13 protein-coding genes are annotated in these 21,018 nt (G+C 71.5%); 10 read left to right on the top strand and 3 right to left on the bottom strand.

What is annotated here, in order from left to right; all coding sequences use genetic code 11:
• The first annotated feature begins 63 nt into the window (after window positions 1–63).
• The 7 genes from rbfA (at window position 64) to P0Y31_RS09945 (ending at window position 7,755) form a co-directional block, all read left to right on the top strand.
• Window positions 64–552, top strand: a complete 489-nt coding sequence (gene rbfA, locus P0Y31_RS09975; protein WP_275868774.1) for a 30S ribosome-binding factor RbfA — start codon at window positions 64–66, stop codon at window positions 550–552.
• Window positions 539–1,453: a tRNA pseudouridine(55) synthase TruB gene (gene truB, locus P0Y31_RS09970; protein ID WP_275803942.1), complete on the top strand. Its 915-nt coding sequence runs from the start codon at window positions 539–541 to the stop codon at window positions 1,451–1,453. Before rbfA ends, truB begins: the two co-directional genes overlap by 14 nt.
• 10 nt (window positions 1,454–1,463) lie before the next feature.
• Entirely contained in the window at window positions 1,464–2,441 is a 978-nt protein-coding gene (locus P0Y31_RS09965; protein WP_275868772.1) for a bifunctional riboflavin kinase/FAD synthetase, read from the top strand.
• A complete protein-coding gene (rodA, locus tag P0Y31_RS09960; protein WP_345803627.1) occupies window positions 2,405–3,565 on the top strand; it encodes a rod shape-determining protein RodA in 1,161 nt (386 codons plus the stop codon). The genes P0Y31_RS09965 and rodA overlap by 37 nt, the downstream gene beginning before the upstream one ends.
• 115 nt (window positions 3,566–3,680) lie before the next feature.
• The gene (locus P0Y31_RS09955) at window positions 3,681–5,540 is read left to right on the top strand and encodes a long-chain fatty acid--CoA ligase (protein WP_275868771.1); all 1,860 of its coding nucleotides are present in this window, start codon (window positions 3,681–3,683) and stop codon (window positions 5,538–5,540) included.
• A gap of 179 nt (window positions 5,541–5,719) precedes the next feature.
• Entirely contained in the window at window positions 5,720–7,237 is a 1,518-nt protein-coding gene (locus P0Y31_RS09950) for an AlkA N-terminal domain-containing protein (RefSeq protein ID WP_275868769.1), read from the top strand.
• Entirely contained in the window at window positions 7,234–7,755 is a 522-nt protein-coding gene (locus P0Y31_RS09945; RefSeq protein WP_275868767.1) for a methylated-DNA--[protein]-cysteine S-methyltransferase, read from the top strand. The genes P0Y31_RS09950 and P0Y31_RS09945 overlap by 4 nt, the downstream gene beginning before the upstream one ends.
• 81 nt (window positions 7,756–7,836) lie before the next feature.
• Here P0Y31_RS09945 and P0Y31_RS09940 read toward each other — a convergent pair whose 3' ends face one another.
• On the bottom strand, window positions 7,837–9,147 hold the full coding sequence (locus tag P0Y31_RS09940) for an HNH endonuclease signature motif containing protein (RefSeq protein WP_275868765.1): 1,311 nt from the start codon (window positions 9,145–9,147) through the stop codon (window positions 7,837–7,839).
• A 160-nt stretch (window positions 9,148–9,307) separates the two neighbouring features.
• Complete coding sequence (locus tag P0Y31_RS09935; protein ID WP_275868763.1) at window positions 9,308–9,886, bottom strand: methyltransferase domain-containing protein; 579 nt, start codon at window positions 9,884–9,886, stop codon at window positions 9,308–9,310.
• A gap of 72 nt (window positions 9,887–9,958) precedes the next feature.
• Between P0Y31_RS09935 and P0Y31_RS09930 the strand changes: the two genes are divergently transcribed.
• A complete protein-coding gene (locus tag P0Y31_RS09930; RefSeq protein ID WP_275868762.1) occupies window positions 9,959–11,959 on the top strand; it encodes a TIGR03960 family B12-binding radical SAM protein in 2,001 nt (666 codons plus the stop codon).
• 77 nt (window positions 11,960–12,036) lie between these two features.
• Here P0Y31_RS09930 and P0Y31_RS09925 read toward each other — a convergent pair whose 3' ends face one another.
• The gene (locus P0Y31_RS09925) at window positions 12,037–14,454 is read right to left on the bottom strand and encodes a SpoIIE family protein phosphatase (protein WP_275868760.1); all 2,418 of its coding nucleotides are present in this window, start codon (window positions 14,452–14,454) and stop codon (window positions 12,037–12,039) included.
• A gap of 221 nt (window positions 14,455–14,675) precedes the next feature.
• Between P0Y31_RS09925 and P0Y31_RS09920 the strand changes: the two genes are divergently transcribed.
• Window positions 14,676–20,342 (top strand): HAMP domain-containing protein, encoded by a 5,667-nt coding sequence (locus P0Y31_RS09920; protein WP_275868758.1) that lies wholly within the window; start codon window positions 14,676–14,678, stop codon window positions 20,340–20,342.
• Window positions 20,339–20,995 carry a response regulator gene (locus P0Y31_RS09915; RefSeq protein WP_275868952.1) on the top strand — a complete coding sequence of 219 codons (657 nt, stop codon included), beginning with the start codon at window positions 20,339–20,341 and terminating at the stop codon, window positions 20,993–20,995. Before P0Y31_RS09920 ends, P0Y31_RS09915 begins: the two co-directional genes overlap by 4 nt.
• The last annotated feature ends 23 nt before the right edge of the window (window positions 20,996–21,018 follow it).

Here is a 21,018-nt window from a genome sequence, read left to right as displayed (position 1 = left end):
CTTCCCGTCGCGCCGGCCAGCCGTCACGGCGCCGCGCGACCCGGACCCACACGAGGAGTAGCCATGGCTGACGCAGGACGCGCCCGCAAGATCGCCGACCGCATCAAGGTCCTCATCGCGGCGAACGTCGAGCGGATCGTCAAGGACCCCGACCTCGGCTTCGTCACCATCACCGACGTGCGGGTCACCAACGACCTCCAGCACGCCTCCGTCTTCTACACGGTGTTCGGCGACGAGGCGCAGCGCGCGAAGACCGCTGCCCTGCTGGAGAAGAACAAGGGACGGCTCCGCTCCTTCGTGGGTGGCCAGATCAGCATCCGGCTGACCCCGACCCTGGAGTTCTTCGCCGACGCCATCCCGGAGACCGCCGCCCACCTCGAGGACCTCCTGCGGGAGGCCAAGGAGCGCGACGCGGCCGTCGCCGCTGCGGCCGCCGCCGCGCAGTACGCCGGCGACGCCGACCCGTACAAGAAGCCCTCCGAGGAGGGCGACGTCGACGACACCGTGTGGGACACCGCCGACCTCGACGGCGACGCGGATGCCCGTCGCTGACGGCCTCCTCGTCGTCGACAAGCCCGCCGGCTGGACCAGCCACGACGTCGTCGGCCGGGCCCGGCGGCTCTGCGGCACCCGCCGCGTCGGGCATGCCGGCACGCTCGACCCGATGGCGACCGGCGTGCTCGTGCTGGGGGTCAACAAGGCCACCCGGCTGCTGACCTTCCTCGTCGGCTGCGACAAGACCTACACCGCCACCATCCGGCTCGGCCAGAGCACCATCACCGACGACGCGGAGGGCGAGGTCACTGCGTCGACCCCGGCCGACCGCGTCACCGCCGGTGCGCTGCGAGGCGCCGTGCTCGCCCTCACCGGCGACATCGAGCAGGTGCCGAGCGCCGTGAGCGCCATCAAGGTCAAGGGCGAGCGGTCCTACGCCCGCGTCCGCGCCGGCGAGGACGTCGAGCTGGCCGCCCGTCCGGTGACGGTCCACCGCTTCGACGTGCTCGAGACCCGCCGGGCCGAGGCCGACGGCGTGCCGGTGCTCGACGTCGACGTCGAGGTGGAGGTGTCCTCGGGCACCTACGTGCGGGCCCTCGCCCGCGACCTCGGGGCCGCTCTCGGGGTGGGCGGCCACCTCACCGCGCTGCGGCGGACCCGCGTCGGCTCGTTCACCCTCGAGCAGGCCCACACCCTCGACGAGCTTGCGGCCGCGGCCGAGCGCGACGAGGTGCCGCTGCTGCCGCTCGCCGATGCCGCCCGGGGCGGGTTCACGGCCCGCGAGCTGAGCGAGACCGAGGCCCGCGCGGTGGGCTACGGGCAGCGCATCGCCTCGGCGCCGCCCGGGCGCCGGGAGCCGGTCGCGGCCTTCGGGCCGGACGGCACGCTGGTGGCGATGCTGGACGAGACCGGGCTGAAAGCCCGGGCGCTCGTCGTGTTCGCCCCCGCGGGTTCGTAGAGTGTCCTCCGTGCACCGCTGGACCGACCCCACCCAGACCCCCGAGTCGCTGCGCCCCTGCGTCGCGACGTTCGGCAACTTCGACGGGGTCCACCGGGGCCACCGGGCCGTGCTCGGGCGCCTGCTCGAGGAGGGGGCCCGGCTGGGCCTGCCGTCGGTCGCGGTCACGTTCGACCCGCACCCTGCGGCGCTGTTCCACCGTGAGCAGGGCCTGCCCCTGATCACCCCCGACTCGCTGCGCGACGACCTCCTCGCCGACATCGGCCTCGACGGCCTGCTGGTGCTGGAGTTCACCCACGAGTTCGCCGACCAGACCGCCGAGGACTACGTCCGCCACACCTTCGTCGAGGCGCTCCAGGCCAGGGTGCTCGTGGTCGGGCAGGACACGCGCGGGTTCGGCAGGGGCTACACCGGCGACGTCGACCTGTTGCGCGAGCTGGGGGAGAGGCACGGCTTCGAGGTCGTGGTCGTCAGCGACCAGGGCGACCTCGGCGACGAGGGCCACCACCGCTGGTCCTCCACGGGGGTCCGCGACCACCTCGCGGCCGGGCGGGTGGCCGCCGCGGCCGACGTGCTCGGCCGGCCCCACCAGGTCGTGGGGACCGTCGTGCACGGTGCCCACCGGGGGCGTGACCTCGGCTACCCCACGGCGAACCTGAGCCAGGACGCCCTCGGCATGGTGCCGGCCGACGGGGTGTATGCCGGGTGGCTGACGCGGCTGGACCTGCCCGCGGGAGACGTCGAGCGCACCCTGCCCGCCGCCATCTCGGTCGGCACGAACCCCACCTTCGACGGCACGATCCGCACCGTCGAGGCGTACGTCCTCGACCGCGACGACCTCGACCTCTACGACGAGCGGGTCTCGGTCGAGTTCGTCGAACACATCAGGCCGACGCTGCGCTTCGACTCCGTCGACGAGCTGCTCACGGCCATGGCAGGGGACATCGAGCGGTGCCGCCAGGTGCTGACCACCGTCGTCCCGTCCTGAGCCGGCCCCGCCCCCGGCCGGCGCTGCCCGGCACCTGGGCCCGCAGCGACTGGGGCCTGGTCATCGGAGCGCTGGGGCTCTCCCTCGTCGGCGCCCTGCTCGTGTGGTCGGCGACGCGCAACGACGCCGGCGCGGCATACCTGACCCGACACCTGATCAACACGGCGCTCGGGGTGGCGCTCGCGGCGGGTGTGACGCGCACCGGCCACCAGCTGTTGCGCGCGGTGGCGCCCGTGCTCTACCTCCTGTCGGTGCTCGGGCTCGTCCTGGTGCTCACGCCCCTGGGGTCGACGGTCAACGGCTCCCACTCGTGGATCCTGCTGCCGGGCGGGTTCTCCGTGCAGCCTTCCGAGCTCGCCAAGGCGGCGCTGTGCCTGGGGCTGGCGATCATCCTCGGCGAGCGGCTCGACCGCGGCGCCGCGCCCGACGGTCGCGACGTCGCGGTGGCGTGGGCGGTCGCGGCCGTGCCCATCGGGCTGGTCATGCTGCAGCCCGACCTGGGCTCGGCCCTGGTGCTCGGGGCCCTGGCCTTCGGCGTGGTGGCCCTGAGCGGGGCACCGAAACGGGGCCTGGCGCTCGTGCTGGGGCTCGTGGTGGCCGCGGTGGTGGCCGCGCTCACGACCCCGCTGCTGAGTGACTACCAGCGCGACCGGCTCACCGCCTTCGCCGACCCGCAGGCCGACCCGCAGGGCATCGGCTACCAGACCCGGCAGGTGCGCATCGCCATCGGCTCCGGCGGCTGGCAGGGGCAGGGCCTCTTCGAGGGCCGGCAGACGCAGGGCGGCTTCATCCCCTACCAGCAGACCGACTTCGTCTTCTCGGTGGCGGGGGAGGAGCTCGGGTTCGTCGGCGCCGCCGGCCTGCTCCTGCTCCTTGGGTTCGTCGTCATCCGCTCGGTGGTGGTCGCCGCGCGCGCCCGCGACGCCTTCGGGCGCCTCATGGCGCTCGGCGTGGCGACCTGGTTCACGTTCCAGGTGTTCGAGAACGTCGGGATGAACCTCGGCCTCATGCCCGTGACCGGGCTGCCCCTGCCGTTCGTGTCCTACGGAGGGTCCTCGATGTTCGCGTGCTGGCTGGCCGTGGGGCTGGTCAACAACGTGCACCTGTCCAGCCTGCGGCGCTGAGGCGAACGCCCGGCGCGGCGTGCTCGGGAATCACAACGATTCGCACGAATCACCCCCGGTGTCAGGGTGTGCGTGGCACTATCCCGGCAACGGAACCCCCAACGTGAGGATGGCGATGACGCTGCACTACCGGACCCCTGCCGACGAGCCCGTCGACCGGAGCCTGATCGAGAAGAGGGCGACCAGCGTGGCGCACCTGTTCCGGAGCCGGGTGGAGGCCAGCGCCAACGACGTGGCGTACTCGTTCCCGCGTGGCGACGCCTGGGTGCCGGTGACGTGGAAGGAGGCCCGCGAGCAGGCCTACCGGCTGGCCGCCGGCCTCATCGCCCTCGGCGTGGGTCCGGAGGCCCGCGTGTCGATCGCGTCCACGACGCGCTACGAGTGGGCCATCTGCGACCTGGCGATCATGTGCGCCGGCGCGGCCACCACGACGATCTACCCGACGACCATCCCCGGCGACGTCTCCTACATCCTGTCCAACTCGGACAGCCGCGTCGTCTTCGCCGAGGACGACGCCCAGATCGCCAAGCTGCGCGAGGTGCGCCACGAGATCCCGCACGTGACGCGGGTCGTCACCTACGACGGCACCCCCGACGGCGACTGGGTCATCACCCTCGACGAGCTCGACCAGATGGGCGCGGAGCTGCTCGCCACCGACTCCGGTGCCGTCGACGAGCGCATCGACGCCCTCACCCCGGAGCGGTTGGCCACCATCATCTACACCTCGGGCACCACCGGTCGCCCGAAGGGCGTGCGGCTGACCCACGACGCGTGGACGTACGAGGGCGCGGCGGTCGACTCGATCGGCATCCTCAGCAAGGACGACCTGCAGTTCCTCTGGCTGCCGCTGTCGCACGTGCTCGGCAAGATCCTGCTGACCATCCCGATGCAGATCGGCTTCCCGACCGCGATCGACGGCCGGGTCGACAAGATCGTCGAGAACCTCGGCGCCGTGAAGCCCACCTTCATGGGAGCCCCGCCCCGCATCTTCGAGAAGGCCAAGGGGCGGATCTCGATGATGATGCAGGAGGAGGGCGGCATCAAGTACCGCCTCTTCCAGTGGGCCGAGGGCGTGGGGGACAGGGCCGCCGCGCTGCGTTCCCAGGGCAAGGAGCCGTCGGGCCTGCTCGGGCTGCAGTACTCGCTGGCCGACAAGCTGGTGCTGCACAAGGTGCGCGAGCGCTTCGGTGGACGGGTCCGCTTCTTCGTCTCCGGCTCGGCGGCCCTCGACCCCGCGATCGCCAAGTGGTTCGACGCGTTCGGCATCCTCATCCTCGAGGGCTACGGCCTCACCGAGACGAGTGCGTTCTCGTTCGTCAACCGCCCCAACGCCTACCAGCACGGCACCGTGGGCTGGCCAGCGCCGGGCACCGAGGTCAAGATCGCCGAGGACGGCGAGGTCCTGGTGCGTGGCCCGGGCGTCATGGAGGGCTACCACAACGCCCAGGACCAGACCGCCGAGACCATGGACGTCCAGGGCTGGCTGCACACCGGTGACATCGGCGAGGTCGACGAGCGCGGCTTCCTCAAGATCACCGACCGCAAGAAGGACATGTTCAAGACCTCGGGCGGCAAGTACGTCGCGCCGTCGCGGATCGAGTCGACCTTCAAGGGCATGTGCCCCTACGTCAGCCAGATGCTCGTGCACGGCGCCGACCGGCACTTCGTCTCGGCGCTGGTCACCCTCGACCCCGATGCGATGCAGGGCTGGGCGGCCGCCAACAACATGGCCGGCAAGTCCTACAGCGAGGTCGTCACGTCGCAGCGCTGCCGCGACATGGTCCAGACCTACATCGACGAGCTCAACATGACGCTCAACCGGTGGGAGCAGATCAAGAAGTTCACCATCCTCGACAGGGACTTCTCGGTCGAGGAGGGCGAGATCACGCCGAGCATGAAGCTGCGCCGCAAGGTGGTCAACGAGCGCTACCGCGGCCAGCTCGACGCGCACTACGCGGACACCCCCGTGAAGTGACGCGGCCGCTCCACGGCTGACCGCACGAGCGCCCCGCCACCCCCTCCCGGGCGGCGGGGCGCTCGCGCGCGGTCGGGGCGGCCCTCGCGCGTGGTCGGGGCTCGCCGGGTCGCGGGCCGGGTGAGGACCGTGTCGGATTCCTGCCGGTGGGCGTCGGTGCGGCCCGGCAGACTGGGCCCATGCACGACGACCACGAGGCCTGCGTCCGCGCCGTCCGGGCCAAGGACGCCCGGTTCGACGGGTGGTTCTTCACCGCCGTGGTGACAACCGGCATCTACTGCCGCCCGAGCTGCCCGGTGGTGCCGCCGAAGCCGCAGAACATGAGGTTCTACCCGAGCGCGGCCGCAGCCCAGCGCGGAGGCTTCCGCGCCTGCAAGCGCTGCCGCCCCGACGCGGTGCCCGGCTCGCCGCAGTGGTCCACCCGTGCCGACGTGACCGCCCGCGCGATGCGGCTGGTCGCCGACGGGGTGGTCGACCGCGAGGGCGTGGCCGGACTCGCGCGGCACCTGGGCTACAGCACCCGCCAGCTCGAGCGGCTGCTCACCGCCGAGGTCGGGGCCGGCCCGGTGGCGCTCGCCCGCGCCCAGCGCGCCCAGACGGCGCGGGTCCTCGTGGAGTCGACCGACCTGCCCATGAGCGAGGTCGCCTTCGCCGCAGGTTTCGCGAGCCTGCGCTCCTTCAACGCGACCGTCCGGGAGGTCTTCGCGCTGACGCCCACGGCCTTGCGGCAGCGTGCAGAACCCGCTGTCGCCGGCGGGCACACCCAGACCACCGCACCGGCCTGGCACCACGTGGCGCTGCGCCTGCCGTTCCGGGCGCCGCTGCTGCCCGACAGCCTGTTCGGGCACCTCGTCGAGACGCGGGTGCCCGGCGTGGAGGAGTGGCGGGCCGGCTCCTACCGCCGCACGCTGCTGCTGCCCCGCGGGCCGGGGGTGGTCGCCCTGGCGCCCGCCGGCGACCACGTCGCGGCGCGCGTGTGGCTCGCCGACCTGCGCGACCTCTCCAGCGCGGTGGCCCGCTGCCGGGCGCTGCTCGACCTCGACGCCGACCCGGCAGCGGTCGACGACCACCTCGCCGGCGACCCCCGCCTCGCACCGCTCGTCTCCCGCGCGCCCGGCCGCCGGGTGCCGCGCACGGTCGACGCCGACGAGCTCGCCCTGCGCGTCGTCCTCGGGCAGCAGGTGTCGACGGCGGCCGCCCGCACGCTCGCGGCCAGGCTGGCGGCCCACCTCGGCCGTGCGGTCAGCGACCCCGAGGGTGCGCTGACGCACTGCTTCCCGTCACCCGAGGTGGTTGCCGAGCTCGACCCTGCGTCCCTGGCCATGCCGAGGTCGCGAGCCAGCACGCTCATCGCGCTGGCGGGTGCCATCGCCGCGGGTGCTGTGCGGCTCGGCCCGGGGGAGGACTGGCTCGCTGCGCGGGCTGCGCTGAGGGCCCTGCCCGGGGTCGGCCCCTGGACCGTCGAGATGGTGGCCATGCGCGGGCTCGGCGACCCGGACGCCTTCCCGGCCACCGATCTCGGGGTCAGGCACGCTCTGGCGTCCCTCGGCGTCCGGGACGCCGCTGCCCTCGGCCACGCCCGACGGCAGTGGCGGCCGTGGGGCGCGTATGCCGTGCAGCACCTCTGGGGGATGGGGGACCACGCGGTGAACCGACTGCCGCGGGAGCCTGAGGTCGAGGAGGGCTCGGCGGCATGAGTGCGCAGGGCCTCGGCCGCCGACACCTGGTGCTGGAGCCGACCCTTGTCGGCCCCCTCACCCTCGTGGCAGAGGGCGAGGGGCTCGTCGCGGTCTGGATGGAGGACCAGCGCCACCACCCCGGGGAGCTGACCTACGGCGTGTCCGCCGCCGCGGACGACCCGGTGCTGACGCGCGCTGCGACGCAGCTCGAGGAGTACTTCGCCGGTGAGCGCACGGAGTTCGACCTGCCCCTCGCCGCCCAGGGCACCGAGTTCCAGCGGCGGGTGTGGGCGGAGCTGGAGCGGATCCCGTACGGCGAGACGGCGACCTACGGTGAGCTGGCCCGGCGCCTGGGCAACCCCACCGGCTCCCGAGCCGTCGGCCTGGCCAACGGGCGCAACCCCCTCGGCATCGTGGTGCCCTGCCACCGGGTCGTCGGCACCAGTGGCGACCTCACCGGCTACGGCGGCGGCCTGCCGCGCAAGCGCCGGCTGCTCGACCTCGAGGCGCGGGTGGCCGGTCACCGTCTGTTCTAGGTGCGCTGGGGCCCGGTCAGGGGTGGACATGGTTGGGCATGCCTGTGGCCCCGCCGGCGGCTGGCGGGGTGTGGGGCGGGGTCACGCTGGCTCCTGGGCGGCGCGTCGGGCGAGGAGCTCGTCCCAGGAGCCGCGGGTGAGGTCCCACTCGACCCGTTCGCCGTGCGCGTCCTTGACGACCCGGCCGGCGTAGCGGCGGTTGTGCACGATGGTGTGGTGCCGCTCGCACAGCAGGGCGGCGTTGCCCAGGTTCGAGGGGCCGAGGTCTGCCCAGTGCACGAGATGATGGGCGTCCGCCCACTGCGGCGGGGCGTCACAACCGGGGTAGGTGCAGCCCCCGTCGCGGATCCAGAGCCGTTTGGTCTGGGCGTCGGTGAAGTACCGCTTCTCCAGGCCCCAGTCCAGAACCTCACCCTTGCCGTTCAGGACGATGGGGATGACGGAGCCGTCGCAGCACAGCCGGCGGACGGTTTCCGGGGCGAGGTGGGTGCCGGCGTCCAACCCGCCCAGGGTGGTGGCCGCACCCAGCCCGGCCTTGAGCGACTCCCAGTCCATGGTCAGCAGCAGGGTGGTCTTGTTCGTCTTGCCGACCTCGTCACCGGCCGCCACCGCCCGCCGGACCAGGGTCACCAGGGCGTCGCCGCGCCGGCGCTCGCTGGAGCGCGGGTCGCGTTCCCCGTCGACCGGCTTCGGCGCCGACAGCGGCCCGAGCGCGGCCCCCAGGACTGCCTTGCCCTCGACGTCGAGGGTGAGCCGGTACTCGAAGGTGTCGGCGCCGGTGTCCCGCGGCTGGGACAGCGCGATGAAGGACTTGCCCAGGTTCTGCTGGTCCTGCAGGACGTCGGTCAGCCCGTAGCGGGCCAGCATCGCCGGGCGCAGCTGCCGGCAGGCCCGTGGGCCCTGTTCGGCGGCCAGGCCGACCAGTCCCTCGAGGACGTGGGGTTCGGCGCCCTCGGCCAGCAGCGGCCGCAGCTTCTCGAGCTCGGACACGACCGCGGCAGCGGAGGTCACCGGCAGCCGCCCGGTGTCCACCGCCTCCTTCACCGGGGCGTTGACCCGCTTCTGGAACGCCTGCGCCACCGCGACGATGGTGCCCGCCCCACCGGCCCTCGTCGACGGCGCGTGATGCCTGACCCACTGCACCGTGGTCATCGCCGCCGGCCCACCGGAGGTCTCGCCCCGTTCCATGGCCTCACCGACCACCGCCACCCGGCCCGCGTCGCACGCCATGCCGAGGGCGTCCACCTCGCCCAGCAGCCCGGCCAGCCCGTCCGGCCCACCGCCGCTGGGTGCCTGCCACAACGCGGCGTCGAAGCCGACCAGTGCCTCCCGCGCAGCAGCCAGCAGAGCCCGGCGCTCCGCCAGGCTCAGACTCGGCTGGTTCCCCTCCATGACCACAACGGTAGGGCCGACCACCGACAGTCGAACTCAGCCCGACTGTGACGGAAATGTCTGTTGCACAACGGTTTTCACGGCATACCTCATCGCTCACGACAACCCGGGAGACGGGTCCTGTGGATGATGTGACGGCTCCCGGCTCACTGTGGATGACCTAGCCGCCGTCCTGCACCAGTGGCACGAACCGGTAGTACCCGCCGCGCTCCACCTCAGGGCCGCCGGCGGCGGCGCGCACCCGCAGCATCCGGCCCCCCACCGGGATGACCATCACCCCGCCGGGCACCAGCTGGGTCACCAGCTCGTCGGGCAGGTGGTCGGGCTCGGCGGAGACGAGGATGCGGTCGAACGGCCCCTCCGCCGGGGCACCGAGCAGGCCGGGCGTGGCCCGCTCGACCCGGGCCCACGGCATACCGGCCCCGGCCAGGTTGGCCGCACCCATCTCCACCAGCGCCGGCACCCGCTCGACGCCCAGCACAGACCCCGTGGGGCCGGTCAGGTGCGCGAGGATCGCCGTGGTCCAGCCCGAGCCGGAGCCGACGTCGAGCACCCGGTGCCCCTCGTGCACGTCGAGCAGTTCGAGCATGGCCCGCACCGTGCTCGGCTGCGAGCTGGTCTGCCCGTGGCCGATCGGAAGGGCCATGTCGGCCGGCGCGAAGAAGCGCTGCGCCCTCGGCAGGTAGCGGGCCCGCGGCACCGCCCGCATGGCCTCCCGCACCCGTTCCGCGGCCTCCACTTCGCCAGTATGCCGCCGGGCCGAGGTCCGCGGATTCGGGTTGGGGGACGGCCCCGGTTTACCCTTGAGCCCATGTCTGGCATGTCCGTCTTCCCTGCCCTCGAGCCGCTGCTCGAGCAGGTCAGCAAGCCCATCCAGTACGTCGGCGGTGAGCTCAACTCGACCGTCAAGGACTGGAACTGCGGTGGTTTCGGCCCCGCGGGCGACGACCTGACGGTGCGGTGGGCGCTGATGTACCCCGACGCCTACGAGGTCGGCGTGCCCAACCAGGGCGTCATGATCCTCTACGAAGTCCTCAACGAGCGCGAGGACGCCCTCGCCGAGCGCACGTATGCCGTGTGGCCCGACCTCGAGCGCCTCATGCGCGAGTCCGCGGTGCCGCAGTTCACCGTCGACGCACACCGGTCGGTGCGCGACTTCGACCTCTTCGGGGTCTCGTTCTCCACCGAGCTCGGTTACACCAACATGCTCACGGCGCTCGACCTCGCCGGCATCCCGCTCCACTCGGTCGACCGCGCCGACGACGACCCGGTCGTGGTCGCCGGTGGCCACGCCGCGTTCAACCCCGAGCCGATCGCCGACTTCATCGACGCCGCCATCGTCGGCGACGGTGAGCAGGCCGTGCTGACCGTGACCGACCTCGTCTCGGAGTGGAAGGCCCAGGGCCGGCCGGGGGGTCGCCGCGAGCTGCTGCTGCGCCTGGCCCGCACCGGCGGCGTCTACGTGCCGGCGCTCTACGACGTCGACTACCTGCCGGACGGCCGCATCAAGCGCGTGGCGCCGAAGCAGGACGCCTCGGGTGTGCCGTGGCGGGTCGCCAAGCACACCGTCATGGACCTCGACGAGTGGCCCTACCCGAAGCAGCCGCTGGTGCCGCTCGCCGAGTCGGTGCACGAGCGCATGTCGGTCGAGATCTTCCGGGGCTGCACCCGCGGCTGCCGCTTCTGTCAGGCCGGCATGATCACCCGGCCGGTGCGCGAGCGCTCCATCACCGGCATCGGCGAGATGGTCGAGCGCGGGCTGTCGGCGACCGGCTTCGAGGAGGTCGGCCTCCTCTCGCTGAGCTCGGCCGACCACAGCGAGATCGCCGACATCACCAAGGGCCTCGCCGACCGCTACGAGGGCACCGAGACGGGCCTGTCGCTTCCGTCGACGCGAGTCGACGCGTTCAACATCGACCTGGCCAACGAGCTCACCCGCAACGGCCGCCGGTCCGGCCTGACCTTCGCGCCCGAGGGCGGCAGCGAGCGCATCCGCAAGGTCATCAACAAGATGGTGACCGAGGAGGACCTCATCAACACCGTCGCGGCGGCCTACGGCGCGGGGTGGCGGCAGGTCAAGCTCTACTTCATGTGCGGGCTGCCGACCGAGACCGACGAGGACGTGCTGCAGATCGCCGAGCTCGCCAAGCGGGTCATCGAGACCGGCCGGCAGGTCAGCGGCCGGCGCGACATCCGCTGCACCGTCTCCATCGGCGGCTTCGTGCCCAAGCCGCACACGCCCTTCCAGTGGTGCGGCCAGCTCGGCGCCGAGGAGACCGACGCGCGGCTCGAGAAGCTGCGCGACGCGATCCGCTCCGACAAGCGCTACGGCTCCTCGATCGGGTTCCGCTACCACGACGGCAAGCCCGGCATCGTCGAGGGGCTGCTCTCGCGCGGTGACCGCAGGGTCGCCCGGGTCATCGAGGCCGTCTGGCGTGACGGCGGCCGGTTCGACGGCTGGAGCGAGCACTTCTCCTACGAGCGCTGGATGCGCTGCGCCGAGGAGGCCCTGGCAGACCTGCCGGTCGACGTCGCCTGGTACACCACGCGCGAGCGCGGCGAGACCGAGGTGCTGCCCTGGGACCACATCGACTCCGGCCTCGACAAGGAGTGGCTCTGGGACGACTGGCAGGACGCCCTCGACGAGACCGAGGTCGACGACTGCCGCTGGACCCCGTGCTTCGACTGCGGCGTCTGCCCACAGATGGGCACCGAGATCGAGATCGGCCCGACCGGCAAGAAGCTGCTGCCCCTGACCGTGCTCGGCTCCGGCCGCGAGCAGATGCTCGAGAACGCCGGGCACTCCCACTGATCCGGCCAGGTCCTGCTCGCGGTTCGGGGTGTTCCCGCGCACAGTGACGCGCGGGAACACCCCGAACGCGCCTTTTGTCAGTCCCCGACCCTGACGACGAAGATGGCCATGTCGTCGGGGGGCGGCTCCGCGGTGAAGTCGAGGACCAGCTGGCGGATCCTCTCGGCCACCGCCTGAGCAGGCAGGTGAGCGGCACGGCTCAGCTCGGTGCTGAGCCCCTCCTCACCGACCATGTGGTCGTTCCGGCGTCTCTCCAGCACGCCGTCGGTGACCACGACGAGGACCTCACCCCGTTCGACCACGTGCTCCTCGGCCTCGTACTCCACCTGGTCGAGAACCCCCAGCAGGGCCTGCGGCCGGCCGATCTGGGTGACCTCCCCGCCGTTCCGCACGACGAACGGCGCGGGGTGGCCCGCGTTCACGACGTTCACCGTCAGCCGTCGCCCCTCGGGATGGAGCATTCCGCACACCAGGGTCAGGAACCGCGACCTCGATCCCTCGGCGAGGATCGCGGCGTTCAGCCGCTCGAGGACGGCCGGGACCGGGAAGCCGGCCTGTGCCAGAGCCCGGATGGTGTGGCGCGCCAAGCCGGTGACGGCCGCGGCCTCCGCCCCCTTTCCACACACGTCGCCGACGACGAAGCACCACGTGCCGCCGCCGACCGCGAAGAGGTCGTAGAAGTCGCCGCCGGCGGAAGCGCCCTCTCCTGCGGCCTCGTAGACCACGCCCACGTCGAGCCCTGGCGGAACGTCCATCGACGAGGGCAACAGGCTCTGCTGGAGCGCCTGGCCGACGGCAAGCAGGGCGCCGTGCGCCCTCGCGTTGTCGATCGCCAGGGCCGCCCTGCGCGCGATGGACTCGGCGACGAGGAAGGTTTCGCTGCGCAGCGGGTTGTCCTTCGGGCGACCTAGGGTCAGGAAACCGATCTGCCGCCCCCGGGCGACCATGCGGATCACGGTGAGCGACTGGCCCAGGAGCATGTCGACCGAGTCGCCGAGCTGGTCGGGGCTGGTGTCCTCGAGCGCTGCGAGGAGTGGCTCGACGAGCTGCTCGTCGGCGTGCCAGACGTGTTCCAGCACGGGGTTCCCCCGCTCGTCGTCGAGGTACACGGCGCACCAGCTCGCAAGGCGGGGCACGACTATCTGCCCGGTGATCGCCATCGTCATGGACTGGTCGAGCGATCCTGCGAGCAGGTCCCCCGCTTCAGCGATGAAGCTGAGCCAACCGCGCCGTTCACGTTCCGACCTCTGGAGTCGCGCACGGTCCGCAGCCACGGCTATCGAGTCGGCAAAACGCTGCAGCTCGACCGCCTGGTCGTCGGCGAAGGAGTCCGAGCGTTCGGCGGCCGCCCCCAGCGCCCCGATGACCCTGCCCTCGATGACGACGGGCACGACGAGCAGCGATCCCAGTCCGGTTCCCTGCAACAGCGGCACCTCGAGGTCGGAGAGGTCGGTCACCACCACCGGCAGGTGCGGCGTGCGCGGGTCGGGGAGGCCTGCCGAGCCGGCCTCCAGCCGCGTGCCGCGAAGGGCATCCGGCAGGCCGCTGACGGCCTTGACCTCGAACTCGTCGTCGAAGTCCCGCACCAGCAGGAGGTAGGACGCATCCGCCGAGATCGGGTCCCTCACCCGCTCCACGGCCAGGGAGAGGTAGTCATCGATGCCCAGGCGCTGCAGCACGTCGTCCCTGATCCCCAGCGGATCGGCCCGGGTTCGGGACGCCCGGGCGGCCGCCACCGGGTGCTCGAGCAGGCCACGCCGGCTCGCCGGTACGAGCAACGCCACCGAGCCCAGGCCGCGGCCGGCGGGGACGTGGGAGGCGAAGACCTTTGCGGGCACACCGTCCTTGCACACGACCGCGTAGGTGCCCTGCCACGGAGCGGCCGCCGCCGATGTGGTGGGCTCGCGCGGCGGCCGGTCCCCGGGAAGGGAGTCGACCATCTCCTCGAAGGTCCTCCCGATCACCTCTTCGGGGGTCCAGCCGAACATCGCGGTCGCATCGGGGTTCCACGCCGTCACGACGCCGTGACCGGACATCTCAACAGCCGCGACGCGGAGAGGCTCCTGCGTGGTCCCCCCCGAGCTGGACTCGGGCCGCGCCGACGCCATGTCGCGGGAGCACAGCGCCCACACGCTCTTGGAGGTGCCGGTGTACTCGACCCCCCAGGCCGAGGCCAGCGCCGACGTGATCAACAGCCCGCGGCCGCTCTCGGCGTCGGTCGGCTCCTGGGCCCCCAGCGGCAGCGACCGTGAAGGATGACGGTCCTCCACCTCGAGCCGGAGGACCTGGGCGTCGAGCCTGAGCCGGAGGAGGGCGGTCGTCCCCGCGTGGACGACCGCGTTGGTGACCAGCTCGCTGACGAGGAGGGTGGCGCTGTCGACCAGGTCCTCGGCGCCCCATTCCTCCAGCGTCCGTCGGGCGAAGAGCCGTGCCTGCGACACCGAGCGCGCGTCCGCGGCGAAAGTGTGGTGGGCGCGCATCGGCTGAGTGGGCATGAGCTCTCGCGGGAAGGTATGGGCAGGCTCTCGTCATGGTGACAGACTTGCCGGCATCGTTGCACCGAGGCCGAAACGGGAGGCGCGCGATGCCCATCAGCCCGACTGTGACAAAGGGTGCGAACGGAACGACCGGCGGCACGCAAGGGCATTCCGAGCCCCGCCGGAACGGCGACATCGACCCAGCGGAGCTCAGGCCCGTCCTTGCCGCGCTGACGGCCATGCGCGACGGCAACTTCCGCAAGCGGCTGCCGGAGAGCGGCGACGGCATCGTTGCCGAGATCGCTGCCGTCTTCAACGAGATCGCCGACCGGGAGCAGCACCTGGCGAGCGAGCTGACCCGGGTCGCGCGCGTCGTGGGGCGTGAGGGTCGGTACGGCGAGCGAATCCAGCCCGGCGACGGAGAGGGCGCCTGGGCGAAGTCCATCGAGGCGGCCAACAGCCTCGTCGCAGACCTGGTCCGTCCCACGGGAGAGTTCGCCCGGGTCGTCGCGGCGGTGTCCGAGGGTGACCTCACCCAGCGGATGGACATCCGCCTCGACGGACAACCCCTCCGCGGTGAGCCGTTGCGAGCGGCCAAGAGCGTCAACGGTCTGGTGAACCAGCTGTCCTCCATCGCCGACGAGATCACCCGCGTCACCCGCGAGGTCGGCACCGAGGGCAAGCTGGGCGGCCAGGCGCGTGTGCGCAACGCCGACGGCAGCTGGCGCGGCCTGATCGACGCGGTGAACACGATGTCGTCCCGGCTCACTGCCCAGGTCCGCGACATCGCCCTGGTGACCACGGCCGTCGCGAACGGCGACCTTTCACAGACCGTCACGGTCGAGGTGTCAGGGGAGATGTCGCAGCTCAAGGACACCGTCGACCGGATGGTCGACCAGCTCTCGTCCTTCGCGGCCGAGGTGACCCGGGTGGCCCGGGAGGTCGGTACGGAGGGCCGGCTCGGTGGTCAGGCGGATGTGCGGGGGGTGTCGGGCACGTGGAAGGACCTCACGGACTCCGTGAACATCATGGCCTCGAACCTGACCAGCCAGGTCCGCGGCATCTCGTCCGTCGCCCAGGCCGTGGCCCAGGGGGACCTCAGCCAGCAGATCACGGTCACGGCCCGCGGTGAGGTGGCGGAGCTGGCGGACACGCTGAACTCCATGACCGCGACACTGCAGACCTTCGCCGACGAGGTGACGAGGGTCGCCCGCGAGGTGGGCACCGAGGGGATCCTCGGCGGTCAGGCGGACGTGCCGGGTGTCGCGGGCCGGTGGAAGGACCTCACCGAGTCGGTGAACTACATGGCGAACAACCTGACGGCGCAGGTCCGCGACATCGCCCAGGTGACGACCTCGGTGGCACGAGGCGACCTGAGCCGGAAGATCACGGTCGACGTGAAGGGCGAGCTCGCCGAGCTCAAGAGCACCGTGAACACGATGGTCGACCAGCTGTCCTCGTTCGCGGACCAGGTGACCCGGGTGGCGCGCGAGGTCGGCAGCGACGGCATCCTCGGCGGACAGGCCGACGTCCCCGGCGTCGCCGGGACGTGGAAGGACCTGACCGACTCGGTGAACTCCATGGCGAGCAACCTGACCAACCAGGTGCGCAACATCGCGCAGGTGACAACCGCCGTCGCCCGAGGGGACCTGAGCCAGAAGATCACCGTCGACGTGCGCGGCGAGCTCGCTGAACTGAAGGGCACCGTCAACACGATGGTCGACCAGCTGTCGTCGTTCGCCGACGAGGTGACCCGCGTCGCCCGTGAGGTCGGCGGGGAGGGCCGGCTCGGCGGTCAGGCTGCCGTGCCCGGCGTCTCCGGGACCTGGCGAGACCTCACCGACTCGGTGAACTTCATGGCGGGCACGCTCACCGCCCAGGTGCGCAACATCGCCGAGGTGACCACTGCCGTCGCCCGTGGCGACCTCACGCGCACCATCACGGTCGAGGCCCGAGGCGAGATCCTCGAGCTCAAGGACACCGTGAACACCATGGTCGACCAGCTGTCGTCCTTCGCCGACGAGGTCACGAGGGTGGCCCGCGAGGTCGGCACGGAGGGCCGGCTGGGCGGCCAGGCCGACGTGCACGACGTCTCCGGGACGTGGAAGGACCTGACCGAGAACGTCAACATGATGGCAGCGAACCTGACCTCCCAGGTGCGCAACATCGCTGAGGTGACGACCGCGGTGGCCAGTGGTGACCTCACCCGCAAGATCACCGTCGACGCCCGAGGCGAGATCCTCGAGCTCAAGAGCACCGTGAACACCATGGTGGACCAGCTGTCGTCGTTCGCCGACGAGGTGACCCGGGTGGCCCGGGAGGTCGGCACCGAGGGCATGCTCGGCGGACAGGCGCGGGTCCCCGGCGTGGCCGGGACCTGGCGCGACCTGACCGTCTCGGTGAACTCGATGGCGAGCAACCTGACGAACCAGGTGCGCAGCATCGCAGCGGTCTCCACGGCGGTCGCGCGGGGCGACCTGAGCCAGAAGATCTCCATCGAGGCGCGCGGTGAGGTGGCTGCCCTCGCCGGCACGATCAACGCCATGGTGGACACGCTGCGCGCCTTCGCCGACGAGGTGACCCGCGTGGCGCGGGAGGTCGGCACCGAGGGCATCCTCGGCGGCCAGGCCCACGTCCGCGGTGTCGCCGGCACTTGGAAGGACCTGACCGACTCGGTGAACTCCATGGCGGGCAACCTGACCAGCCAGGTGCGCAGCATCGCGCTCGTCACCACCGCCGTCGCCCACGGCGACCTGACCCAGAAGACGTACGTCGACGCGCGTGGCGAGATCCTCGAGCTGAAGACGACGGTCAACCGCATGGTCGACCAGCTGTCGTCGTTCGCCGACGAGGTGACCCGGGTGGCCCGCGAGGTCGGCACCGAGGGCAAGCTCGGTGGTCAGGCGGAGGTCGCCGACGTCTCGGGCACGTGGCGCAAGCTCACCGAGAACGTGAACCAGCTCGCCGGAACGCTCACCACACAGCTGCGGGCGATCGCCGAGGTCTCCACGGCAGTGACCCAGGGCGACCTGAGCCAAGAGATCACCGTCGAGGCGCAAGGTGAGGTCGCCGAGCTCAAGGACAACCTCAACCAGATGATCGACAACCTGCGTGAGACCACGCGGGCGAACCAGGAGCAGGACTGGCTCAAGACCAACCTCGCCCGGTTCACGGGACACATGCAGGGCGGGCGCGACCTGCTCGACGTCACCCAGCTCATCGTGACCGAGCTGACCCCGCTGGTCGGGGCCACCGAGGGCTCGTTCTTCCTGACCGAACAGGGTGCCGACGGCGCCGAGTCGCTCCGGCGGATCGCCTCGTACGGCTACCGTCCCCGCGCTGGGGTGCCCGACACCTTCGGCTTCGGTGAGGGGCTCGTCGGCCAGTCGGCCCTCGGACGCGAGCCCATCCTCGTGACCGACGTGCCCAGTGACTACATCCGGATCTCGTCCGGTCTCGGTGAGGCCTCCCCGCTCACGATCATCATCCTGCCGGTGGTGTTCGAGGAGCAGGTGCTCGGTGTCGTGGAGCTGGCGTCGTTCGTGCCGTTCAGCGTGGTGCACATCCAGTTCCTCGAGCAGCTGATGGAGATCATCGGCGTCTCCCTGAACGCCATCATCGCCAGCTCCCGCACCCAGGCACTCCTGGTCGAGTCGCAGCGGCTCGCGGCAGAGCTGCAGAACAAGTCGGGGGAGCTGCAGACCCAGCAGCGGGAGCTGCAGCAGAGCAACGCCGAGCTCGAGGAGAAGGCGAGCCTGCTGGCCCAGCAGAACCGCGCGATCGAGATCAAGAACCTGGAGATCGAGGACGCCCGCCGCGCCCTCGAGGACCGTGCGGAGCAGCTGGCGCTGTCGTCGCGCTACAAGTCCGAGTTCCTCGCGAACATGTCGCACGAGCTGCGCACGCCCCTCAACTCACTGCTGATCCTGGCGAAGCTGTTGTCCGACAACGCGGACGGAAACCTGAACCGGCGCCAGGTGGAGTTCGCCCAGACGATCCACAGCGCGGGCACGGACCTCCTCCAGCTCATCAACGACATCCTGGACCTGTCCAAGGTGGAGGCCGGGAAGATGGACGTCCACCCCTCCGATGTCGCGCTCTCCGGGGTCGTGGAGTACGTCGAGGCCACGATCCGGCCCTTGACCGCGGAGAAGGACCTGCGCTTCTCGGTGTCGGTCTCCGACGACCTGCCACGGACGCTGCACTCCGACCAGCACCGGCTCCAGCAGGTGTTGCGCAACCTGCTGTCGAACGCCGTGAAGTTCACGACCTCCGGCGAGGTGAGGCTGGACATCCGGAACTCCACCGAGGAGCGCTTCACGACCCCCTCGCTCACCGTGGCGCCCCAGGTGGTGGCCTTCGCGGTCAGCGACACGGGGCTCGGCATCGCGCCCGAGCAGCTGAGGACCATCTTCGAGGCCTTCCAGCAGGCAGACGGCACGATCAGCAGGAAGTTCGGCGGCACTGGGCTCGGCCTGTCGATCAGCCGAGAGATCGCCCGGCTGATCGGTGGCGAGATCCACGTGGAGAGCGAGCCGGGTCGGGGCAGCACGTTCACGCTCTACCTGCCGATCCGGTTCGCCGCCGGCCACCAGTCGTCGGCCGCGGAGGCGGGGCCGGTGCAGCTCGAGCAGGCGGCGGAGGCCGTCCCCGCGAGGACCGGGCCCGTGGAGCTGGCCCAGGAGAGCGTGGCGGACGACGAGGCCGACATCGGGCCCGGCGACCGCGTGCTCCTGGTCGCACTCTCCGACCCGGACCTGTGCCGGGCCGGGGTGGAGGTCGGCCGGCAGCAGGGCTTCAAGGTCATGGCAACCACCCGGGCCGACGACGCGCTCGTCCTTGCCCACCAGCGGCGGCCCGAGGCCATGATCATCGGCATGGACATGGTCGCCCACGACGGGATGTCCCTCCTCAACGGCCTCAAGAGGTTCTCCGAGACCCGTCACATCCCCACGGTGGCCGCGCACTCGGCCAAGGCGGGCCAGGACGCCCATCAGGGCCGACTGGCCGGCGCGCTCGACGTGATCGAGGAACCCGTGACCCGCGCGGAGATCGAGTCGGCACTCGACCGGCTCGCCTCGTTCGTGGCGAGGAGGACGCGGTCGCTCCTCGTCGTGACGGGTGACCCCGGTGGCCACAGCGCCGCCGCCGCCGAGCAGTTCGGCGCCATGGAGGACGTCGACGTCGAGGTGGTGGGAACCTCGGCGGCTGCCGCGGAGGCTCTGGACGCCCGTCCCTACGACTGCGTCGTGGTGGACCTCGCGATGGTCGAGGGCGGCGGGTTCGACGTCCTCAAGCGGATCAGGTCGCGCAAGGCGCTGCGTGGCACACCGGTGGTCGTCGCCGGTGCCGCAGACCTCAGCCCACGCGAGGCGACCCGGCTGCGGCAGTACGTCGACGCCCTGACCATCACCACCCCGCCGTCGCTGGAGCGCCTCGTCGACCAGATCGCGCTGTTCCTGCACCGTGCCGACGTCGAGCTGCCACCGGACCTCAGGCGCTCCCTCGAGCGGGTGAGGGACGGCGAGCAGGTCTTCGTCGGCAAGCGCATCCTCATCGTGGACGACGACGTGCGGAACGTGTTCGCACTCGCGAGCGCTCTCGAGCAGCACGGCATCGACGTCGTCTACGCCGACAACGGGGAGTCCGGACTCGACGCCCTGCGCCGGGAGCCCGAGATCGACCTGGTGCTGATGGATGTGATGATGCCGGGGATGGACGGATACACCGCGATGCGGGAGATCCGCAAGATGCCCACGTTCCGGGACCTTCCCGTGATCGCCCTGACCGCGAAGGCCATGCCGGGGGATCGGGACAACAGCCTTACAGCCGGCGCGTCCGACTACGTCACCAAACCTGTCGATGTCGAGCAGCTGCTCACGGTGTTCAGGTCGTGGCTGTCATGACGGAGCGGGCGAAGATCCTGATGGTCGACGACCGACCGGAGAACCTCCTGGCGCTGGAGGCCATCCTCGGCTCGCTCGACCAGGTGCTGGTCCGCGCGAACTCGGGCGAGGAGGCGCTCAGGGCGCTGCTCATGGACGACTTCGCGCTGATCCTCCTCGACGCGCAGATGCCGGGCATGGACGGCTTCGAGACGGCGACCCGGATCAAGCGGCGAAGCCGCACCAAGGACGTCCCGATCATCTTCCTGACCGCGCTGGAGAAGGACCAGAACAGCTCCTACCGCGGCTACGCCTCGGGGGGAGCCGACTACATCTCCAAGCCCTTCGACCCCTGGATCCTCCGTGCCAAGGTCCAGGTGTTCGTCGACCTGTGGACGGCGAGCCGTCGCCTGGCAGCCCAGGCCGCGTTCCTTCGCCAGCAGGTCGACTCGCAGCCCGACGAGGTCGACGTGATCGGGGTCCTGAGGGAGCGGGTCGTCGGGGTCGCGGAGGCGGTCGACCAGCTCGCCGAGCAGGCCGGCCACTCCGGTGACCCCCTGGTGGCGGGATCCGTGCAACGCGTGCAGCGCCGGGTGGAGGAGCTTGCCGACGCGCTCGCGGTCCTCGACGCGGGCGCAGGCGTGGCGGGTCTCACCCGTCGCGAGTTCGGCTGACCGCAGTCCGTCCGTCCCGGTCC

Source organism: Knoellia sp. 3-2P3, assembly GCF_029223115.1.
Classification (GTDB): Bacteria; Actinomycetota; Actinomycetes; order Actinomycetales; family Dermatophilaceae; genus Pedococcus_A.
Note: the sequence above shows the minus strand (reverse complement) of the source record. Positions and strands in the feature narration are given on the sequence as shown.

Coding starts and splice junctions, on each gene's coding strand:
- P0Y31_RS09950 (WP_275868769.1), top strand. CDS start 5,720: ATGCACGACGACCACGAGGCCTGCGTCCGCGCCGTCCGGGCCAAGGAC.
- rbfA (WP_275868774.1), top strand. CDS start 64: ATGGCTGACGCAGGACGCGCCCGCAAGATCGCCGACCGCATCAAGGTC.
- P0Y31_RS09945 (WP_275868767.1), top strand. CDS start 7,234: ATGAGTGCGCAGGGCCTCGGCCGCCGACACCTGGTGCTGGAGCCGACC.
- P0Y31_RS09920 (WP_275868758.1), top strand. CDS start 14,676: ATGCGCGACGGCAACTTCCGCAAGCGGCTGCCGGAGAGCGGCGACGGC.
- P0Y31_RS09930 (WP_275868762.1), top strand. CDS start 9,959: ATGTCTGGCATGTCCGTCTTCCCTGCCCTCGAGCCGCTGCTCGAGCAG.
- P0Y31_RS09955 (WP_275868771.1), top strand. CDS start 3,681: ATGACGCTGCACTACCGGACCCCTGCCGACGAGCCCGTCGACCGGAGC.
- truB (WP_275803942.1), top strand. CDS start 539: ATGCCCGTCGCTGACGGCCTCCTCGTCGTCGACAAGCCCGCCGGCTGG.
- P0Y31_RS09940 (WP_275868765.1), bottom strand. CDS start 9,147: ATGGAGGGGAACCAGCCGAGTCTGAGCCTGGCGGAGCGCCGGGCTCTG.
- P0Y31_RS09915 (WP_275868952.1), top strand. CDS start 20,339: ATGACGGAGCGGGCGAAGATCCTGATGGTCGACGACCGACCGGAGAAC.
- P0Y31_RS09925 (WP_275868760.1), bottom strand. CDS start 14,454: ATGCCCACTCAGCCGATGCGCGCCCACCACACTTTCGCCGCGGACGCG.